The 20,001-nt window shown below is 39.9% G+C and carries 16 protein-coding genes; 2 read left to right on the top strand and 14 right to left on the bottom strand.

The annotated features are described in order from the left end of the window. Positions 1-18: 18 nt before the first annotated feature. The 7 genes from AC21OG_RS04830 to AC21OG_RS04800 all read right to left on the bottom strand — a co-directional run bounded on the left by AC21OG_RS04830 (position 19) and on the right by AC21OG_RS04800 (position 8,005). A complete protein-coding gene (locus AC21OG_RS04830) occupies positions 19-564 on the bottom strand; it encodes a peptidase associated/transthyretin-like domain-containing protein (RefSeq protein ID WP_487376167.1) in 546 nt (181 codons plus the stop codon). Between the two features lie 9 nt (positions 565-573). Further along, positions 574-1,119, bottom strand: a complete 546-nt coding sequence (locus AC21OG_RS04825; RefSeq protein WP_487376165.1) for a peptidase associated/transthyretin-like domain-containing protein — start codon at positions 1,117-1,119, stop codon at positions 574-576. 1 nt (position 1,120) lies between these two features. Further along, complete coding sequence (locus AC21OG_RS04820) at positions 1,121-2,596, bottom strand: PAAR domain-containing protein (RefSeq protein ID WP_487376163.1); 1,476 nt, start codon at positions 2,594-2,596, stop codon at positions 1,121-1,123. Positions 2,597-2,839: 243 nt separating this feature from the next. Next, complete coding sequence (locus AC21OG_RS04815; RefSeq protein WP_487376161.1) at positions 2,840-3,295, bottom strand: GNAT family N-acetyltransferase; 456 nt, start codon at positions 3,293-3,295, stop codon at positions 2,840-2,842. Positions 3,296-3,404: 109 nt separating this feature from the next. Next, complete coding sequence (locus AC21OG_RS04810; RefSeq protein WP_491185058.1) at positions 3,405-4,778, bottom strand: 5-methylcytosine restriction system specificity protein McrC; 1,374 nt, start codon at positions 4,776-4,778, stop codon at positions 3,405-3,407. Continuing rightward, on the bottom strand, positions 4,756-6,909 hold the full coding sequence (locus tag AC21OG_RS04805) for an McrB family protein (RefSeq protein ID WP_487376157.1): 2,154 nt from the start codon (positions 6,907-6,909) through the stop codon (positions 4,756-4,758). Before AC21OG_RS04805 ends, AC21OG_RS04810 begins: the two co-directional genes overlap by 23 nt. 289 nt (positions 6,910-7,198) lie before the next feature. Next, entirely contained in the window at positions 7,199-8,005 is an 807-nt protein-coding gene (locus AC21OG_RS04800; RefSeq protein ID WP_487376155.1) for a crotonase/enoyl-CoA hydratase family protein, read from the bottom strand. A gap of 202 nt (positions 8,006-8,207) precedes the next feature. Here AC21OG_RS04800 and rlmF point away from each other — a divergent pair, with 202 nt between their 5' ends. Continuing rightward, on the top strand, positions 8,208-9,200 hold the full coding sequence (gene rlmF / locus AC21OG_RS04795; RefSeq protein ID WP_487376153.1) for a 23S rRNA (adenine(1618)-N(6))-methyltransferase RlmF: 993 nt from the start codon (positions 8,208-8,210) through the stop codon (positions 9,198-9,200). Between the two features lie 22 nt (positions 9,201-9,222). Here rlmF and AC21OG_RS04790 read toward each other — a convergent pair whose 3' ends face one another. Further along, on the bottom strand, positions 9,223-9,612 hold the full coding sequence (locus tag AC21OG_RS04790; RefSeq protein WP_487376151.1) for a hypothetical protein: 390 nt from the start codon (positions 9,610-9,612) through the stop codon (positions 9,223-9,225). A gap of 93 nt (positions 9,613-9,705) precedes the next feature. Continuing rightward, positions 9,706-10,785, bottom strand: a complete 1,080-nt coding sequence (locus AC21OG_RS04785) for a class I SAM-dependent methyltransferase (RefSeq protein WP_491185057.1) — start codon at positions 10,783-10,785, stop codon at positions 9,706-9,708. A 287-nt stretch (positions 10,786-11,072) separates the two neighbouring features. On the opposite strand from AC21OG_RS04785, the gene AC21OG_RS04780 reads away from it, so the two are divergent. Beyond that, positions 11,073-11,408 (top strand): ArsR/SmtB family transcription factor, encoded by a 336-nt coding sequence (locus tag AC21OG_RS04780; RefSeq protein WP_487376147.1) that lies wholly within the window; start codon positions 11,073-11,075, stop codon positions 11,406-11,408. Positions 11,409-11,430: 22 nt separating this feature from the next. On the opposite strand, the gene AC21OG_RS04775 is transcribed toward AC21OG_RS04780, so the two are convergent. The 5 genes from AC21OG_RS04775 to dnaN all read right to left on the bottom strand — a co-directional run bounded on the left by AC21OG_RS04775 (position 11,431) and on the right by dnaN (position 19,928). Continuing rightward, entirely contained in the window at positions 11,431-12,081 is a 651-nt protein-coding gene (locus tag AC21OG_RS04775; RefSeq protein WP_487376145.1) for a manganese efflux pump MntP, read from the bottom strand. Next, complete coding sequence (locus tag AC21OG_RS04770; RefSeq protein ID WP_487376143.1) at positions 12,081-13,610, bottom strand: DUF6880 family protein; 1,530 nt, start codon at positions 13,608-13,610, stop codon at positions 12,081-12,083. Before AC21OG_RS04770 ends, AC21OG_RS04775 begins: the two co-directional genes overlap by 1 nt. A gap of 326 nt (positions 13,611-13,936) precedes the next feature. Then, on the bottom strand, positions 13,937-16,597 hold the full coding sequence (gene gyrB, locus AC21OG_RS04765; protein ID WP_487376141.1) for a DNA topoisomerase (ATP-hydrolyzing) subunit B: 2,661 nt from the start codon (positions 16,595-16,597) through the stop codon (positions 13,937-13,939). Positions 16,598-17,070: 473 nt separating this feature from the next. Further along, complete coding sequence (gene recF / locus AC21OG_RS04760; protein WP_487376139.1) at positions 17,071-18,522, bottom strand: DNA replication/repair protein RecF; 1,452 nt, start codon at positions 18,520-18,522, stop codon at positions 17,071-17,073. 230 nt (positions 18,523-18,752) lie between these two features. Beyond that, a complete protein-coding gene (gene dnaN, locus AC21OG_RS04755; protein WP_486545335.1) occupies positions 18,753-19,928 on the bottom strand; it encodes a DNA polymerase III subunit beta in 1,176 nt (391 codons plus the stop codon). Positions 19,929-20,001: the final 73 nt, after the last annotated feature.

Here is a 20,001-nt window from a genome sequence, read left to right as displayed (position 1 = left end):
ATTTATCACGTTATCCCTTTAATCCAATGGCCGATTCGGACTGACCTCTGCATAAGTCTTACCCTCAGGTACAGGGATACAATCAACCTCTCTTTGTGATTCAGTGGGTTTGCAAAAGTCTAGAGTTAGATACTCAGTTTTATAATCCCCTTCTTTACCGACTGGTACGGGCATAAGGTAAATTTGTCCCATATTGACATATCTTTTTTGACCATCAGCACTAGTGGTAAAGGCTAGCCCTCCGTTAGTATATGACTTGTATTCGTAGCCTTCTTTGAATATGGCAAGTCGCCCGCCTCCCCTAGACCTACGTTCCTGATAGCTTGGTCCATTGACTGTGTATTCAACCGTAGTAAATGGGACGGTGAAACGACCTTGTCCATCAGTGTAATCAAGAGCTTGACGATTGATCACAGTTTTAACCCCTTCAATAGGCTGATTGGTCTGCTTATCGATTACTTGCCCTGTGATTTCTGGTGTCGCATAAATTACTTTTGTCTGACAGGCCGTTAAGCTGGCTAGTGTAATAATAAATGTGGCTAAATATAGCGTTCTATGCTTCATGTTTTTCTTCTAATCCAACGGCTGATTGGGACTGACCTCTGCATAAGTCTTACCCTCAGGTACAGGGATACAATCAACCTCCCTTTGCGATTCAGTGGGTTTACAAAAACCTAGAGTTGGATAGTAAGTTTTGTACTCACCTTCTTTGCCAACAGGGACGGGGTTTAAATAAACCTTGCCCATATCGACATAGCGCTTTTCAGTATACAGTGTAGGTATAGACGCCAATCCTCCGTTTGCATATGACTTTATTTCATAGCCTTGTTTATAGATCATAAAACTAGAATTCCCATTAGACATAAGTTCCCGATGGCTTGGTGCATTGACTCTATACTCATAAGTACTAGGCGGCACAGTGAATCGACCATATTTATCAGTATAGTCCAAAGCCTCATCATCAATCACGGTCTTTACCCCTTCAATAGGCCGATTGGTCTGCTTATCGATTACTTGCCCTGATATTTCTGGTGTCGCATAAATCACTTTTGTTTGACAGCCTGTTAAGCTGGCTACTGAAAGAGCAAATAAAGTGAGATATAGTGTTTTGTTTTTCATATCAATCTTCCTCAAGTCTAGAGACCCATAATAAGCCTTTTACATCGGTTTCATTTGCGACTACTCGCTCATGAAAATCTAATGGTGCATTTTTTCCAGAATATTTATTTAAATCAAGTTCACCAGTAGTAGGGTAGTTATAATTACTATTAATTTTTTGCCAAAGGGTAGAACTGCCTTCATGAGTCAACGACTCCCAAGCGCCTCTATAGTCCCAAACGATTGAATGACCCATTTCGTGGGCGAAAGTTTCTTCAAAATCCCTCTGTGCCTTTACGTCATCATCATAACGCCAAGTTGAACCATACTTAATATAACCTACGTTATAAAAAACGTTCCTAAAAACAGGGAAACTGTTTGAACGCCCCCATTCGTTATTTGTATTAAAGGTCACTTTGGCTTGCGGTAGTGCATTTTGGTCAGCAATGACTGTATTAACGAATACCTCATAGGAGACCCCATTAATAGTGATACTGGGTGTGATTAAGGCATGTGTCGTACTGTTACGACTCCAATATTTATTCATCCCTGCGATGACCAAATTGCGTAACTGCTGATTGGTTTTTGTTTGATTTCTTAATATAGGCGTACTACTGGTGTATTGTGGAGAGGCCTGTATTTCAGCGATGGTACGAGCATTAGGATTGATGCCCTCAACTTGTATATTTGGATCAATATTTACCCTCATAGTCACATCAATTCGTTTTTTACTTCTATCAATGACCACATCTGCCCATTTCTCATCTTTAAACTCTGTTTCAATCTCATAAGTATGTTCGTCCGTGCCACCTGAGGCATTCACCCCTTGTACCTTAATGGCAGGACGGTTGTTTTTATCGGTAAACCATCGGCTGTCGTAAACATCATTGATAAACCCATCCCATTCTATTTCAACCGTTTGACCTGCGTTAAATGTATCGGTGCGCTCCTCAATCACATCGCTTAAGCCACTACCGCCTAAGACGGTTAATTTGCTATATGAACCTTGTTTTATCTTAATTTCGATAGTGAACTTACTGTGTTTTAAACCTTCAGCTTCAGGCTCACCAAATTTGGGCACACCTAACGGTACAAACTCGTTTTTATAAAGCGACACATCTTTAATCTCAAGGGCGGGCGACGCCTCTTTATCTTTATTAAAAAAGTCACTAAAGTTAGACTTATTAAACTGCAAAGGCTCAGGCTGCTTCATCGGCTCAATACCGCCAACCTCAAAGTCAGAGAACGCAAACGACTGCTGAATCGCAATGAGTTTTGCACCGCAACTGGTGACATCACCTTGTCTTGCTATGGGTTGACCATCCACAATAAAGGTCGGATCACCAGTAATGATAGTCGTGACCTTTTTACATTTCTTGCAGATGACTTTATCGCCTTTTCGAGCGATGGGTATACCATTATGAGTGGAATGGGGTGAGCCTGAGATAACGGTACCGCCATGCGTGGTTTTTGCACCGACTGTGATGTAGGCTGCCATAATTATCACCGTTCGACTTTAGTTGTTAAGGTATTGTTTAAAGATTAATATTAACATTAAACGTATTTAAATAGGCTAGGATTCATTAATTTTTAAGTAATATTAAAATATTAGAACAGATTATCCTATCACCTAGTTATGGCGGTAATGGCTATTTTATATGATGCACCCTATCAAGCCTCCTACAAACACTCAGAAGCTAAGCCAGAACTAAGCTATCACATACCAGCTTACGCTGAGTAGTCAGGTATCAATCCGCTCAAGCTCGATTATAGCTTGATTGCGATAATAAATATCATCACGAACGTTGAAGCCCATTTTCTCCCAAAAGGCATTACCAATATCGTTGCGCTTAAAGATAAATAAGCCGACTTTAGAAATGTGTAGATGTTTCATTTCATCCAATACCTGTTGTACCAAACGTTGTCCGATGCCTTGACTACGATAAGCAATATCTACTGCGGTATGATAGATATAACCGCGCCTACCGTCCTCGCCTGCGATAATCACTCCGACAATTTGTTTGTTGCCATTTTCATCATCGCTTTCTGCGACATAGCTTAGAGTTGGGTTGCGCTTCAGCATCCGCTTGATGCCTGATTGCGAGTCGTCAACGTCGTTAAGTCCCATGTTTGGGGTATTTATCCATAGGGTGTAGACAGCATCGTAATCATTGAGGGTCATTTGGCGGATAGTCATGAGGTTTGCCTTGCTGGTTGGCTAATGAATTGTGTTAAATACTCACCTAACTTTGGTGACTACTAAGATTTGAACCGATGCTCAAATTGGGAGGTAGGTTTGTAGCTAACTATTCCTCCTTTACGCTATCTGTTGTCACTGATAACTGTTGAATTGAGTCAACTAAAACATTCTCATTTTTCTTGATAGCAGATTTAAACTGTTGATAACTGTTTACAGCTTGCGGAACTGCCAGTTTGAATTTATAAATATCTCCACCATACCCATTTAACGTCCCCATCTTCAAATTAACATTATATTGACTAATAGTTGGGGCTATAAAACCACCACTATCTGCTTTATATAAATAGAGGTATGAGATGATTTGATTAAGGTCATCTCGACTAATTTTGTTATCTGCCATGCGCTTATATTTTGCGTCTAAGATGATATTCTTATCTTTTACAAAATCGGGATAGCGCCTTACATTATTACCCTCAAATTTCTGCACATAAGTATTGATACCGCCTTTTGATAGTTTATTCTGCGGATGATCATAGCCGATTTTAGACAATAGCGTATTTAAATACTCTTCCCACAGCCATGCACCATCAAATAAGACACCATAGGCTTTGTCTTTGCTTTTAGCATACTTAAGCCCTTCATAACGTAATAGCTGTAAGCAAATTTTTTGTAGGTGAGCATATTCTGTGAAGTAGGGATGCACGAAAGGTTTACGATTTTGATGAATAATCGCCTGCCTTTCTCGAGCATCATAAGATGGGGTGTGCTGAAATATCAAGTTAACAAAATCAAGTGTATCACTATCGCTGTGCAAAACATCCCGCACATTAGGTTTTTGTTTAATAAGCTCAATAGTATGGCGAACAAGCTGGGTTATTGGATTATCAAAGCTATATTCTCGCACCATATAAGCCATATTGCCTTGAAATGGCTGATTTCTTTTTATGTGTGTTTGAATATCAATCACACCTTTTAAACTGCTATCGTTATAACGTCTCTTTTGATATGCCTTGTATAACCCTTGCGATAGCGCCTTTTTAAGATAATAAGCAAATAAGTACACCAAAAAATCAAATATATTGGTTTGGCTACGACTATGCTTTAAGTCCAGCACATTAAACTTCAGCACTTTATGGAGCATATAGTGTAGGAAGTAATCTTCTTGACCATCATCAGATACTTTAGCAAATCGAGATTGAATTTTTAACTGGGTATCTTTAACACCAATAAATCCCATGATGTTGCCAGTCTCTAATATCGTTTTATAGCTTTGTAACCTCAATTCGAAGATAGCGCTTTTACTGATATCATCGTCATTGGCTTCAAAACTATCAGGAAATATTAAAAGCTCTGGGTGCGCTGTTGCTAGCTCAGCTATTGACTGATTAGCAAGCACTGATAAATCGGATATGACCTTTTTATGCTCTAAATCATCCGTGTTTAAAGCCAGTGATGAGTTATCTGTCGCTATGAGCATCATCAAGCCCTAATTTCAAATTATAAGCATCTTTTAAGCTTAAAAGCTGTTCTTCAGCGTCCGGATATCCTCGCAAATATTCAAATAATAATGACTCTAAATGATATGCCCATAGTTTACTAAAATCACCGTTATAGTCTGCAAGCTTTAAAAAATAAGCTGGGCCAACATGATAAGCAGCGTTAAGGCCTTGTACTGATTCAATCGCTGTATTCAGAGCAACCAAACGCTGTTCGGCTTCCTCTTTCCAAGAGTCGATTTTCTCATTCCACATGGATAATGTATCGGTAGCTTTGATTTCTTTCCATGCAAAACGGCGGCGCATCGCAAAATCAAAGGTTTCAACACTACGGTCGATATCATTCATCGTACCGATAATATAAACATTGTCTGGTATAAAAAACCCATCTTTAAATACATCTTCTTCTGTTTGCAAATTTGCATACTGAGTCGTAACCCGCCCTTTTTCTCCACGATAACCTGGGTCTATTGAAAAAAATAGCTCTCCGAATACTTTAGATATTTCAGCACGGTTAATTTCATCAAGGATGATGATAAATTTTTTATTCTCATCATCTGTACTCGACATTTTAGGATTATATTTCTCCCTGATATAATCGCAAACTGGTATTAAGTAAGGTTTCCAATCTAGAGCCTTGCCTGTCTCAAAATAGGTCTGTATTTTCTCTTTACTAAGCGTCATAGGCGTCTGCACATCGGTACTCGGCTTGGCAACAATATTTCCATTTGAGCTAACACTTATTTTAAAAGGTTTGTTTTGCACTCGAGTTTTAAGTACCAGACCATCTTCAGAGATATCATTAGCAAAATCGTGATACACCTCTTCGAAATTACTTAATTGCTGATTTCTCTGATATTTAAGCGCTCGTTTGCAAAACTGTTTAAAACTCCCATCTTTTAACTCAAAACCTACCTCTCCTTCTTCATTCTGGATGGGGCGTAACCCTTCGACAAAGTCCGTGTAGTCATAGGAGGGATGAAATTGAATCAGCTCAAACTCTGCGTTCCACGATTTAGCCAACTGCTTCGCTAAATAGGTTTTACCTGTACCTGGCGCACCGGTTAATACAAGATTTTCATTGGCTAATAACAAATCACCGACTTCTTGCATTAAAGGATCTGTTATGGTCATATCTATACCCTGTTTATGAGGTTTTCCAGCACTAGTTATTTCATTTGCTAAACTAAATATTTGTTTATACGCTTCAAACAAATCGCCTTTTAAATCATTCAGAATACTGTAATAGTCGATTAAAGGTATTGACTCATTATTGATAGGTAATTCTCTGCTAAAAAGGTGATACTCATCGTCACCCATTTTTTCTAAGTCATTTAATCCAACGTCTAATTCAAACCCTCTATTTTTAAGAGCGTTGATATAATCATTGTCCTGCAAGGCTACATATGCCTTTATAAATGGTCTCATATAGGCGAGGGGGCTTTTTTCGTTTTTAAAGGGCACATATTGGGTATTGAAACCTAGTCCATAATACAATTTCTTTTTATCATAGAAGATATGATACTGAATCTCCGTTCCACCACCCTCGTTAATCGCCCACTTTCTATCAGTTTCATCATATTTGAATAATATACTCGTTGTAGGAGACCTACCTAGATTTGCTAAACGCTTTCTTTCTTGCGCAAAACGCTTTGTGAAGTCTGATAAATCATTATTAATACAACTTACTAATACCTGTAAATCTGGAATATTTAATTTACTACTCTCAACAAAATCTAGTTCTTCGATAGCTTCAACGAGATCTTTACGTAACTGCCATTCAAACAGTCCTCCATCTACTTTTTTACCTCTCATTGTCACTAACCAAAACTTCTCTGAACCAGTTTCATCAAGAAGCTTAAACTTGTTTAATCTATCTTGAACTCGTGAGCTAAATTGAGTAATAAACCCACTGATTGACGTTGGATTAGTATTATATTTTTCGGCTAAATACTTACAGGTCGCCTTGTGTTCTGGCTCTAAGTAAAAAATACTTAGCACATATTTGTAGTTATTAGATATAAAGCTATCATCTGAGAGTATTTCGACCCATTCCTGTTTGGTAACTTGAGAGGCAATATCATAATCGCCATTTCTTACAATAATTTCTTGCACTTGAATATCCTTTTAGTAATCGCCCAGTTTGAGTATGAAGTAAGTTTGGTTATATGAGTCAATTTAATTTAGATTAGTAAATCTTGCCTTAGATGCGTCTTAGCCCCGATAGTAGCGGATATACTGCTTGGGTTAGCAAGTTGTGGGCGCTTGGCATTGGGTGGCTCGCGAAGCAAGAGACACTCAATGGCTTAGCGTACCGCCTTGCTAAGACGAGCAGATAGTAGCGGATAGCGGGATTGGCTACTAAATTATATTCCACCCAATAATGAATCTTTAGCGCCTAATGCTAACGCCCCTTAAACTCAGCCTCACGCCTTTCAACCATAGCCATTACCCCCTCTTTGGCATCTTCAGAAGCGAACAAAGGCGGTAAAAAACTATGAATGTTATCAAATGCAGTTGACGCACCATTGCGTTCGGCATCCTGTGCAGATGCCAACACCCCCTGTACCCCAAGAGGGGCAGCTTTACTGATCTGGTGTGCCCACTCAAGCGCTTTATCATACTGGCTACCTGATTCGACAACTTCGCTCACAAGATTTAGACGCTCAGCTGTCGCCGCATCAAATGGCTTTCCTGTTAACAAATACGGCATGGCTTTTTGCCAGCCTGCCGCTGCCACAAAACGCACGGTTGCGCCGCCAAACGGCATGATGCCACGCTGTACTTCCATTTGCGCAAAGTTGCAATCGCTACTGGCTACTACAACATCTGCGTTTAGCATCAGCTCAATACCAGCAGTAAAACAGGTGCCTTGTACGGCAACGACAACAGGTTTGGTGCGCTGTTTGCCTGAAATGCCCCATGGGTCAATTTTGGTGTCATCAAAATCAAACACGCCTTTATCGAGTTTGTCTTGTAGTTCCATTAAATCCAGCCCTGCGGTAAAGTGCTCGCCATGGGCAAAAATTAGCGCACAGCGTAGCTCGCTATCAGCTTCATAGCGGGTTAGGGCATCTGACAATTGCGCAATCATATGACTGTCGAAAGCGTTACGTTTGTTGGCTCTGTTCAGACCAATTAGGCAAATATAGCCATCGGTTTGATAGGTGATGCGCTCAATTTTTGCGGTGCTTGTATCATGAGCTGTCATGGGGAGCTCCTTTTTGATTTTATGGTTGTGTGGTGAAAATTGTCTGATTAATTATGTTGACTGTATCTATCCTATACTATTTAGGGCGATATAGTGCTGGGTAACTTGACGATTGAGTTAAGCGTTTAATAGTGGTAAATCTGTTAAACTAACCGTTACAGCATATTACCTACTTACCTACTTTTTGGATGTTTAAATCACAATGCCACAACCTTCGTACCCTAATCGCAAACCAATGCCTTCTAAAAGCAGCCTGCATCCGCGCAATCCGCATCAGGGTCGTTATGACTTCGAGAAATTAACCAAAGCGTTGCCTGAACTGGCGAAGCATACGATTGCGAACCCTAGCGGTGAGCCGACGATTAACTTCTCTGACGCTGACGCAGTCCTGACTCTAAATAAAGCCCTGCTGGCGCTACATTACGGCATTAAGTATTGGGATTTGCCCAAGGGTTATTTGTGTCCGCCTATTCCTGGCCGTGCTGATTATATTCACCAAGTGGCGGATTTATTGGCGGATAACAACAGCAAAAGCGTTAAAGAGCAAGAGAATAAAAAACCTCATGTGCTTGATATTGGTACAGGTGCTAGCCTGATTTATCCGATTGTCGGTAGTCAAAGCTATGGTTGGTACTTTACTGCTACCGATATTGATCCGATGTCGCTTAATACTGCCAAGACCATTTGTGATCTTAATCTTAACCTTAAAAAGTTAGTGACTGTCAAACCGCAACCCAATCCAAAAAATATATTCAAAGGTATTATCGGTGAGCATGATTACTTTGACATTACGGTGTGTAACCCGCCCTTTCATGGCTCAATGGAGGAGGTATTAGAGACCAATCGACGTAAGCAAGTTAAACTGCAAAAAAATCGTGCCCGTCGCAATCCGAACAGTCAGCTCGGCAGTAGTGCGTCGAGTCAACAAGCAAATGCGGCCAATAATCTCAATTTTGGGGGTCAAAATGCAGAGCTGTGGACCAAAGGTGGCGAGCTTGGCTTTATCAGCCAAATGATTAAAGAGAGTGTCCAGTATGCTGATCAAGTCAATTGGTTTACGACATTAGTCTCAAAAGCTGACAATCTAAAAGCACTTGATGCGCTGTTAAGAGAAGTGGGTGCCAGACAGATTAAAACCATCAATATGCAACACGGTCAAAAAGCGACGCGTATATTGGCGTGGCGTTTTAGTTAGATGTGATGCTGTTTTTTTAATATTAGGGCAGCTCAGACTCTATTTCTTGATTCATATTATACCAAAAGACACTCGTAGCCAATAATCCAAACAAGCCTATGATGATACTTGATCCAAATATATACCCTCCGTTTTGAACTCCGTTTTCAGGTATTTGTATTGGAAGCAAAAAGATCAGGATAGGCGCTATAAAACCTATCACATTAAACACTATTGGATTGTCGACGTTGCGTGATTTAAAGTACATATAGGTTGGTATAGCGATGAATAAACAACCTACTATGCCTATTAGGCTTGCAATAACGGCGACAATCGCAAATGCGCCCCCATAACTAAATATTGAAGCCGTAAGTACAAATGAGGCTGTAAAAACGCTTAAAGCACTAAAAAAGCTGGCTTTAGAATATGACATGTGGCTCCTAATCATTTAGTGTGTTTTATCTCATTTTTTTATTGAAACCGTTTTGTCTTAAACCTTTACAAACAGTAATTCTAAAAACCACCACTACGTTTTTCGCGCACTATGTATTGCCACTACACCCAAAGTGAGACGCTCGAATGCCACATCAACAAACCCAATATCTTCTATTTCTTTAGCTAACTTATCAGCAGTTGGGATATCCCGAATACCTTGAAGTAGATACCGATATACTGACCGGTCTTTTTCTGCCGTAAGGTTAGCTATAATAGGAATAATGATTGATAAGGCTTTTAGGTAACATTTATGTAGCCAAGCAATCGGAATAATGGATACTTCTATCGATATGAGTCTGCCATTTGGTTTTAGTACTCTATACACCTCTGTCAGCGCTTTTTGCCTATTGAGTAGCTTTAATCCCATTGATATGCTGACTACATCTTGGCTATTTGATGCCACATTTGTCAAATTATGCGCATCTAATACCATAAACTTAAGATACCTTTGATATTTATTAAGTTTTAATCTAGCGACATGCACCATTTCATCACTTAGGTCGGATATTATTATTTGTGGAAGCGCTGGTGTATTGCAGTGAGATGACGTTTTGAATGAGTATAGTGGCTTGTCAGCGACATGTGTATATAACTGGTTTTCAGTAGACTCTGAGAAAATTTCGGGATGTTGTGTTAATAACTTATACGCTATCTCCCCTGTTCCTGACGTGATATCTAGTAGGTTATGCCAACGTTCTTTATTTATAAACTCAATAAATCGACGTTTCCAAAGGTGATGTAAACCGAAGCTGAATAGGTTGCATATTAAGTCATAGCGACTGGCTATTCTTGTAAATACATTGTCATTTGTCGGGCTAAATTTTGAGGCGTTTTCGTTTAAATTATTCAACGCTTGTTGTTCATGTATCAGGCGTTTAGGGTGGGTTTGAGACCTATACCCCATCTGAGAATTATTATATCGCAGAAAACGAGTGCACTCGCTACAAGTCGCAGGTTCAGTGAGTTGGACAAAGTTAGGTTGTTTTTTTGAAAAGAGATGACAATTCTGCAGTTTAGTTGATCGCTGTTTTTTATTATATGGTTCAACCAGAGTGGAGGATTGCCATTTATGTTTGTGTTCTACACCTTCCATAGTGCTCGCTTTAAACATTGGATTTTCCTATACCATTTATTTTAAGTTAAGATGAATGTTAATTAACCATTTAGTAAACATATAAATAATTAGTTATTTAACTAATTAGTTAATTATTGTATTATAATATCCTAATAAATCAAGCTAATTTATTAGAAAGTTTTATATTAATGGTTAGTAGCCGTAGAAATTTATATGATATAAAGGCTTAACGGCTTATTATCATTTAAATTATTTTCTGTGGTTTGAATTTAACGGCTTGCATTCGCTATATTTAAATCCATCATCAAATCCAGAGGTTAAATATGTCTGATAATAATGAGTCAGCCAAAGTCTTTGAGGCGCTATCATCGACACCTAGACGTTTAATTCTAAGTTATCTATCGAGTGCTACGTTGACGCCAAGCGATATAGCCGAGCGTTTTGAAATGAGTAAACCTGCACTCTCTAAGCATTTAAAAATACTAGAAGGAGCAGGTTTGGTTAGAAGTGAGAAAAAAGGTCAGTATGTTTATTATTCAATCGTAGAAGATAATTTAATTTCGACATTGGTTAATTTTACTGCAAACTTTTGCCCTAAGGGTAGCCCTTTAAAAAAGGAAAGCAAACGTCTCGCTGAAAAGAATCAAACCACAGATTAACCAAAGCTTCTTTATGGTATTTTTACAAAACCATATTAACCCCAATCGCTATCAATACCAATCCTCCCAATATTTCGGCTTTATCTTCTAGCCAAGTGCCTGACTTGTATCCTAAGTAGGCTCCCACAAAGCCAAACATAGCGGTTATGATCGCAATAATAAAACAAGCAAGCAATGCATTAATATCTAGTAAATTTAAAGTAAAACCGGCAGCGAGCGCATCAATACTGGTGGCGATTGCCAGTGACAGCATTAACTTATGATTTGTTGTTATCGTGCGTATATTGTTTTCGGAACCCTTGTTGAGTTCGCTGCTTAGTAGCTCATCAGGTAGTAACTTATCAGGACCGCCACTAAACGCTTCATAAAGCATCTTGAGACCCAAACCAACCAATAGGATACCGCCTATCAATGGGGCGGCAGAGGCTAACCATCCAATTATCGCTGACCCTAATAAGTAACCTATTAAGGGCATGATGCCCTGAGCTATCCCGAAATAGAGTGCAGAGAGTAAAGCCAGTACTAGGATGGCACGATTGGGAACTGATTGGGAATGAGTATTAGATTCAGTAGTATCACTAGGGACAGCGGTGGTCTGTTTAGCCCCTAAACCAATCGAGACCGCGAAGGCATCCATCGCTAGAGCAATCGCTAATAGAATGACTTGTGTCATTATTCTGCAACCTTCTCCCAAAAGCTACGTTTTTTACCGTGTTTCTCTTTTAATGAATCAATATATATTTCATGAGAATTAATACGGATATAGCTAACGCCAAGCTTGTTAAGGCTTATATCAAGCTGATTTAGTCGGTTAAAATAACGAGCTGCTATATTATAAGCCTTGCTACGACCACTATTTAAAATATCATCAAGCAAGCTTCTATAGCATATAATCTGAATCAACTCCGTACCTTCAGGTAAGACCTCAAGTAGCTCAGTTAGCTTATTATAATGAACACCTTCAAATTCGATCTGACGGGTTACTGCCATATTGTTTGCTAGCTCAACCTCTCCCACTTCTACTAAAAGTGCCACTGAACTAATCACATTATCTTGATTTTTTGCTAATTCTAAAGCCTTTTTTCGCAATTGTGCTTGTTGGGCTGGCTTACTTATTGCCATAATATCTTTAAATCTCTGAGTAGAAGCATTTATTGCAAACGCTTCTCCTAGCATTTCTAACTGCTTATCAACATTACCTTGTTTAGCATATATTTCAGCTAACCAGTCTAGTTTTTCTACCTCATCCCTCTTACCTTGACTATGCCATTCATTGTTTAGATAGCCTAACGCTAGATCAAATTCATTTTGTTCTAACATAAACGTTAGTAAACTGTCTAATTGGCGCGGGTTAAGGGGTCTTTTAGGTCTATGCTTGAAATAAAGACGCTCAAATATAGTCACATCTTCAAGTGCTTGTGCCAAATACTCTAAGTATCTAGCAAGCTCACTTATTTTATAATCAAACTTTTTTGTATGTTCAAAATCAATATCAAAAAAATGGGTGAAATATTGATTTTTTAAGTATCGATTAGTCTTATTCTCCGTTTTTTGCTTTTGGTTTTTCTCTTTTTCTGCCTCAATAACCAAGTTATCGTAGGCTTGTTTATAGTCCTCAATTAACATTTTTATTTCATGTTTATCAAGCACTTGATTGATATTGCGTAAAATAGCATCTTTTAAGCTATATTCATTATCCTCCATGACCTTTTTTACTTTTTCTATCCAAGCTTGGCTTAAAAAATCCCGCTCAGCGGCAGATATATCTTCTTTTTCTTGCGTATAACAGACTTTTGCAAGCTGTAACCAACACTCGCTTAATTCGCAATACACATTGCCTACTTCACCATTGGAATCATCACAACGCTCTATACTTTTATTGGTAGTCTCCATAAATAAATGAATCAGGTCAAAACAGGATTTTGGATGCGTCTGTTGTAAGCTCATCACATCACGTTTTAAAAATTCAAGCTCTATTGCAAACTCACTAGATTCCCAATAGTCAATAAATTTACTGCGTCGTTTCAGTGATTTTATGGCTGTTGTTAGCTTTTTGATGAGCTTTGGTTTATCAGCTTGCAATAATAGTCGTTCTATCTTTTTATCCAATACTTTATCCACGCCGTGAGTATCGACAATAAAATCAACTAAAATAGAGTTAGGTAAACTCGCTAAAATTTTCTTTTGCTCATCATTAATCATATTGTTTGTCCCTATCAGGTTTGAATCAGTATAACCAAATTATGTTACATAGCTTAACGCTTTTATAGAGCAATAACACCGATGCTGAAAAACAACCTATCTGTTTCAAATTTACTTAGCCTATATTGGATAATGCTTTCACTCATTGTCCTTGATAGGTTTGTTTTTAGAAAGGGTATAGTAATAACTATTTCAAAGGTATTACAACAAACTAGTTTCACGTGAAACAATAAAAAGCCACCTTGAATAACAAGATGACTTTTAGTTTAGAAGGGATCAGCTAGCAGAATTGATTGACGACATTGCCGAACAAATAAGTCGGTATTCTAAATGTCTAAATTGGTCACCGTTAAAGCATTCTCTTCAATGAACTGACGGCGTGGCTCAACATCATCACCCATTAAGCACATAAATAGATGATCAGCGGCAATCGCATCTTCAATCGTTACTTTTAGCATCCGCCTATTTTCAGGATCCATCGTAGTATCCCACAATTGGTCGGCATTCATCTCACCCAAGCCTTTATAGCGCTGGACTGATAAGCCGCGGCGGGCATCTACCATCACCTGCTGCCATAAATGATCAAAGTCACGTAACAAGGTATCTTTTTCACCACGGCGAATAAACGCTGTCTCGGTTAGTAAAGTATTCCACTCTTTTGACAGGCGCATGAGTCGGGCATACTCACCCGAGTTAAAGAATCCCGAATCAAGTAAATAGTGCTGAGCAAGGTTGTGCACATAGATGGTAATACGGGGCAACCACTGTGGCTTAGTAGATAACATTTCACTATCACTGCCCTCAACTACTGTCGCATCTTCACCATCATCGTTTGGACTGTCTACTTTAGCGCCCACTTTAAACTTAAACTGATTTTGGGCATCTTTATCCGCTTCAGATAATGCATCGGTTTGCGGAGCATGGATATTATCAAGCTCAATAACCGGATGTAAATCACTACCAAAACGCTCTAATTGGGTTTGAAGAGCAACTTTCCAATCACTCATGGCCTCATGATCATAGGTCATGTCAGTGGTCAGCTTTGGCACATGCGTTAACGCATCTAACAAGACCGCAGGGTAGCGTATTTGCAAACGGGCTTTTACCAATTGCGTTTGGTTATAGTCGTTGAGTAATGTTTCTAACGCTTGTCCGGTAATAGGCGGCGCATCTTCGCTAACATGAAGCTTCATCTCATCAATGGTAGACGATAATAGATACGCCTTTAATGCCTCATCGTCTTTTAAATACAACTCTTGACGACCCTTTTTAACTTTATAAAGTGGGGGTTGGGCGATGTACACATAGCCGCGTTCAATAAGCTCTGGCGTTTGACGGAAAAAGAAAGTCAGCAGTAAGGTACGGATATGCGAACCATCCACATCCGCATCGGTCATGATAATGATTTTATGATAGCGTACTTTGTCAGGATTATATTCATCAGGGCCGATACCACAGCCTAGGGCAGTGATTAAGGTACCCACTTCTGCAGAAGACAGCATTTTGTCAAAGCGTGCACGCTCTACGTTTAGAATTTTACCTTTTAGTGGTAGAATCGCTTGCGTTTTACGGCTACGACCTTGCTTCGCAGATCCGCCAGCTGAGTCACCCTCCACAATATATAATTCAGACAATGCTGGGTCTTTCTCTTGGCAGTCGGCCAGTTTACCGGGCAAACCAGCGATATCGAGCGTGGTTTTACGACGGGTTAATTCACGGGCTTTACGGGCAGCATCACGCGCACGGGCCGCATCAATGATTTTATTAGCAATAGATTTAGCCGCCGAAGGATTCTCAAGCAGATAGTCATTAAACTTGTCGTGCATTGCTGACTCAACAGCAGATTTTACCTCGCTTGAGACCAGTTTGTCTTTGGTCTGGCTTGAGAATTTAGGGTCAGGCACTTTCACCGAGACAATAGCGGTTAATCCTTCACGCGCATCATCGCCCGTGGTATTGACCTTCTCTTTTTTCATCAGCTTCTCGTTGTCCATATAAGTATTTAGACAACGAGTGAGCGCAGAACGGAAGCCTGATAAGTGAGTACCGCCATCTTTTTGCGGGATGTTGTTGGTAAAACACAGTACTTTTTCGTTATAAGTATCGGTCCACTGCAGCGCCGCTTCGACAACGATACCATCATCTTGCTCACTGACGAAATGAAAGACCTCATTAAGCCCGTCTTTACCTGAGTTTATGTAAGCCACAAACTCGGATAGACCGCCTTTGTGCTCAAACACATGTTGTTTATCAGTACGCTCATCGGTCAGAACAATGCGCACCCCTGAGTTTAAAAACGACAGCTCGCGTAGGCGCTTGGCCAAGATATCAAACTCAAATACCGTCCCAGTGAAGACGTCTGGGCTGGGATAAAAGCGAATCTGTGTGCCTGTTCGATCCGTCTTTTCCAACTCTTGAATATCACTATCAGGCACACCATCACTATAGGTTTGCTGATAATGATGACCGTCACGCCAGATATTTAGCTCTAACTTTTTCGATAGGGCATTGACCACCGAGACACCCACCCCATGTAGGCCACCCGAGACTTTATAACTGTTGTCATCAAATTTACCGCCAGCATGCAACACGGTCATAATTACTTGTGCGGCTGACACTCCCTCTTCTGGGTGAATATCAATGGGAATACCACGCCCATTATCCATGACACTGACCGACTCATCTTCATGAATAATAATGTCAATTTGATCACAGTGACCTGCTAATGCTTCATCGATTGAGTTATCCACGACCTCAAACACCATGTGGTGTAAGCCTGTGCCGTCATCGGTATCACCAATATACATACCGGGACGTACGCGAACGGCTTCAAGCCCTCGCAAGACACGAATATTCTTAGAGCTATAATCATCTTCAGACGCAGCGACAGGTATCGCACCTTCTGGTAGCTCAGTTAACTCTATGTCGTTACCCTCTGTCAGAGCGTCTAATGGTGTCTGCTCGGTACTATGGTTTGACTCACTCATGTTCTATCCTTTCCTAAAACGGCAATACTGAATTAACAGCAATTTAAATAGCAATATGGTATGAAGCTTGATTGACAGTAACGTGTTGTTTTAGTTAGCGAACGGTTAAACAATTACGGTATCCATCTCGCTAAGTCCACGTCAGTAGTACTTGAGCAGTACTCATATACTACTGACGCTCGATAGCCTTGTCACCCTGTCCCTTTAGCGTTCTTTGACTGTAGATTTTGACCATAGATAATGGCGTCTTATTCTTACAGTAAGATTTTCTAATAATAAACACTGATTCAACCAAGCTCAACTTTGACTTTTGGCACTCCAATTTTGCCAAAACTCAAGATTTTCATGCCAATAAAATCGATACTAAAAATATTCACTATTATAGCATTTTTCGTCAAGAAAAGCATGAACCGCCCAGCGCCTAATTACCACTACATCTAGATTTTCATGGCGACTTTATAAGATAACATTGGTTAGTCATGTCCCCCTTCTATGACGTTACCTTGTTTCATGTGAAACAACTTAGCATTTGGCCAATAGTGATGTATCTGACTCATAATTGATTCATCTAAACTGGTAATGAACACTTGGCAGGATAGCCCAGAAAGCGTCTTTAAAAGTATGCTCAACGCTCGGTCGTCAAGCTCTGCGGTCACGTCATCTAATAACACCACAGGTAATATTGGGTTTTCGCCTTGGTTTTGATCAGAGTTCAAAGAAGGGTTGGGTGTTGGTAGAGAGTAAGTAGCATTATAAGAGGGGTTGGTATTGGACAGGGCAAGTAAGGGAAGTTGAGACAGTCTCAGTGCAGTAATTAATAATTTTTTCTCTCCCCGTGATAGGACATTTGCCGCTTGCTCACGCACATTGCTCGAAATAGACTCTTTATCCTCAGATGCAGGTATGCCTTCTTCTTTTTGGGCGTCATTGAGCACATTATCCTGATAATAAGTTAAATTATCCTTGATAATACCTTTGAATAACTCTGAGGAAGAGTCATTGTCCACTTTCGTATATATAGCTAAGCTTGACGTTGGATTATTATTATAATCTTTGCTATCTGTTAAGTCCGATGCGTCGTTCACTGATGACTGTTTGTGCTGCTTAGTAGCCGTTTCACGCGCGTGAACATCATCGACCCATAAGACCTGCACATCCGCACGATGACAGCCAATACGGGTATAGCCAGTTTGGCAATCTTGCTGCAAACGTTGCTTAAGAAGCTCATCCAACCCAACTTCAGTGTTATAACCGGGTGAAAATTTTAACTGGATAAAGGGTGCGTAATCGGGGAGCAGCTGCTCAATAAGGCTATTGAATAAGGGTTGCCACTCTGCAAAGGCTTCGCGCCGGTAATGCGTGATTAAACTGGCATGAGTTGCCAATCCTTTATCCCAAGCAGCCAACTCCTGCTGCTGGTAGGAAGATAAATGAGTAGATTGCTTTAATAAGGCATTACGTTGTTTTAATAACCGCTGATACGCTAACCACTGCGAATGGAAACCTGGTTTCACGTGAAACGTTATCCAATCGAGTAACTGCCTGCGACTACCACTTCCTATCTCCAGCACATCCATAGAAGAGGGGTCTATCAATAACGTAGGTAGTTGCTTTGTCAGCGCACTTTGAACATAGACAGTTTGTTGTCCTAAACGCAGTGTAGTACTGGCGTCCTGTGCCTTTTGGATAGCCATACTATGACCATCTACAAACTTTGCATGGACGGTTGTGTGCAGTGCATGATGACTAATATAACGCTTCGGCTGATGGTGGCGAAAGCTTTTACCTCGTGATAGCAAATATAAAGATTCTAATAAAGACGTTTTACCGCTGCCATTAGCGCCTATAAAAACATTACATTGCCCAACCTGAATACTGACAGACTGCAAATTGCGTAAATGATGAATACTCAGCTGGGTTAGCATAATTTAAGCACCTTATTTAAGAGCTTTATGTAAGAGCCTTATATATAAGCTTTATCTAAAAGCCCCAAGTACACTTTAAACATAAGACTTATTTGACACATTATGTTAAATAAAAACTGTATTTATTTCAGCGTTACTATGAATTCTATAAACCTAAAAAAAGCAAAATCCATAGATTTTGCTTTTTCATCTTTACTTGTACATATCCCATATTATGCAGTTCATATTGTCTAGATACGCATCGGCATGATGACGTATTGATGTTGAATATCGTTTAGCTGATTGACCAATACTGAGCTATTGGCTTGACTCATATGTAACTGAACATCACCCCCCAATACGTCTAATACATCCTGTAAATAAGCGGCATTAAAGGATAACTCTATAGGCTCGCCTTGGAATTGAACCTGCAATGCCTCCACGGCCTCGTCTTGTTCTGCATTATTAGCACGAACCTCAACATTGCCATCTTGGCTAAACTTAAAGATAACTCCGCGTGATTTCTCATTACTTAAGATAGCAACGCGTTTTAAAACATCGGTCATTTGTTCTTTATTGGCTAAGGCAACTTTATCCGTATTGGTCGGCATGACTCGGCGATAATCAGGGAATTTACCATCAATTAAACGCGCGGTAAAAGTGACTTTGACAGAGTCATCAATTTGGCCAGTACTGTCTACATTACCAAAAGGTAAGCTCACTTGCAGGAATTCACGTCCAAAACTTAAGGTTAAATTACCGTCTTTGTCTTCAACCAACTTACCCAGTTCATTCGCCAATCGCTCAAGTTCGATAACCGCTTTACGAGGTAATATAGCTTGCATCGAGAAGTCGTCAGCCACATCAATAACACTTCGTGCCAAAGCCAAACGGTGACCATCCGTTGCCACAGTGGTTAATTGTCGTTGATCTACCTCAAACAACATTCCGGTTAAATAATAACGTACGTCTTGTATTGCCATAGCAAACTGAGTCTTAGCCATTAAATCTAGCAATACCGTACGATTCAATGTCAGTGGCGTAATATTCGCAGGACGTCCCAATACGGGGAAATCTTCTGCAGGCAAAGTACCTAATACAAAGCGGCTTTTACCACTATTAATCACGCAGCGCTCATTGGCTTCAGCTTTCATATCTATCATGGTATCTTTAGGCAATAATTTGCAGATTTCATGCAATTTGGCGGCTGGTAAAGTAGTGGCACCCACTGTTCCAGTCGCGCCGTTGCCTAACTTCACTTCGGCACTCAACTCTACTTCTAAATCAGACGCCGTCAACATTAAGGCAGTCTCAGTTACTTCCAGTTTTATATTCCCTAATACCACCATGTTATGGCGTTTATCCGCTGCTTTTGCAATTAGATTAATGGCCTTTAGCAGCAATTCACGATTTATTGACAGTTGCATAATATATGGCTCTTCAATGAGGTCTTAAATTTATTTGGATTTATATTTAATGAATATCTAAGTGTGTTGTCTA

The sequence above is a fragment of the Psychrobacter sp. CX5 genome, assembly GCF_057621535.2.
The sequence above is the reverse complement of the archived record's forward strand: the minus strand, read 5'-3'. Positions and strand labels throughout refer to the sequence as shown.

Excerpts from the sequence above, each read along its gene's own strand:
- AC21OG_RS04775 (WP_487376145.1), bottom strand. The coding sequence starts at position 12,081 with ATGACACAAGTCATTCTATTAGCGATTGCTCTAGCGATGGATGCCTTC.
- AC21OG_RS04790 (WP_487376151.1), bottom strand. The coding sequence starts at position 9,612 with ATGTCATATTCTAAAGCCAGCTTTTTTAGTGCTTTAAGCGTTTTTACA.
- recF (WP_487376139.1), bottom strand. The coding sequence starts at position 18,522 with ATGCTAACCCAGCTGAGTATTCATCATTTACGCAATTTGCAGTCTGTC.
- rlmF (WP_487376153.1), top strand. The coding sequence starts at position 8,208 with ATGCCACAACCTTCGTACCCTAATCGCAAACCAATGCCTTCTAAAAGC.
- AC21OG_RS04820 (WP_487376163.1), bottom strand. The coding sequence starts at position 2,596 with ATGGCAGCCTACATCACAGTCGGTGCAAAAACCACGCATGGCGGTACC.
- dnaN (WP_486545335.1), bottom strand. The coding sequence starts at position 19,928 with ATGCAACTGTCAATAAATCGTGAATTGCTGCTAAAGGCCATTAATCTA.
- AC21OG_RS04825 (WP_487376165.1), bottom strand. The coding sequence starts at position 1,119 with ATGAAAAACAAAACACTATATCTCACTTTATTTGCTCTTTCAGTAGCC.
- AC21OG_RS04815 (WP_487376161.1), bottom strand. The coding sequence starts at position 3,295 with ATGACTATCCGCCAAATGACCCTCAATGATTACGATGCTGTCTACACC.
- AC21OG_RS04785 (WP_491185057.1), bottom strand. The coding sequence starts at position 10,785 with ATGTTTAAAGCGAGCACTATGGAAGGTGTAGAACACAAACATAAATGG.
- AC21OG_RS04830 (WP_487376167.1), bottom strand. The coding sequence starts at position 564 with ATGAAGCATAGAACGCTATATTTAGCCACATTTATTATTACACTAGCC.
- gyrB (WP_487376141.1), bottom strand. The coding sequence starts at position 16,597 with ATGAGTGAGTCAAACCATAGTACCGAGCAGACACCATTAGACGCTCTG.
- AC21OG_RS04780 (WP_487376147.1), top strand. The coding sequence starts at position 11,073 with ATGTCTGATAATAATGAGTCAGCCAAAGTCTTTGAGGCGCTATCATCG.
- AC21OG_RS04770 (WP_487376143.1), bottom strand. The coding sequence starts at position 13,610 with ATGATTAATGATGAGCAAAAGAAAATTTTAGCGAGTTTACCTAACTCT.
- AC21OG_RS04800 (WP_487376155.1), bottom strand. The coding sequence starts at position 8,005 with ATGACAGCTCATGATACAAGCACCGCAAAAATTGAGCGCATCACCTAT.
- AC21OG_RS04810 (WP_491185058.1), bottom strand. The coding sequence starts at position 4,778 with ATGATGCTCATAGCGACAGATAACTCATCACTGGCTTTAAACACGGAT.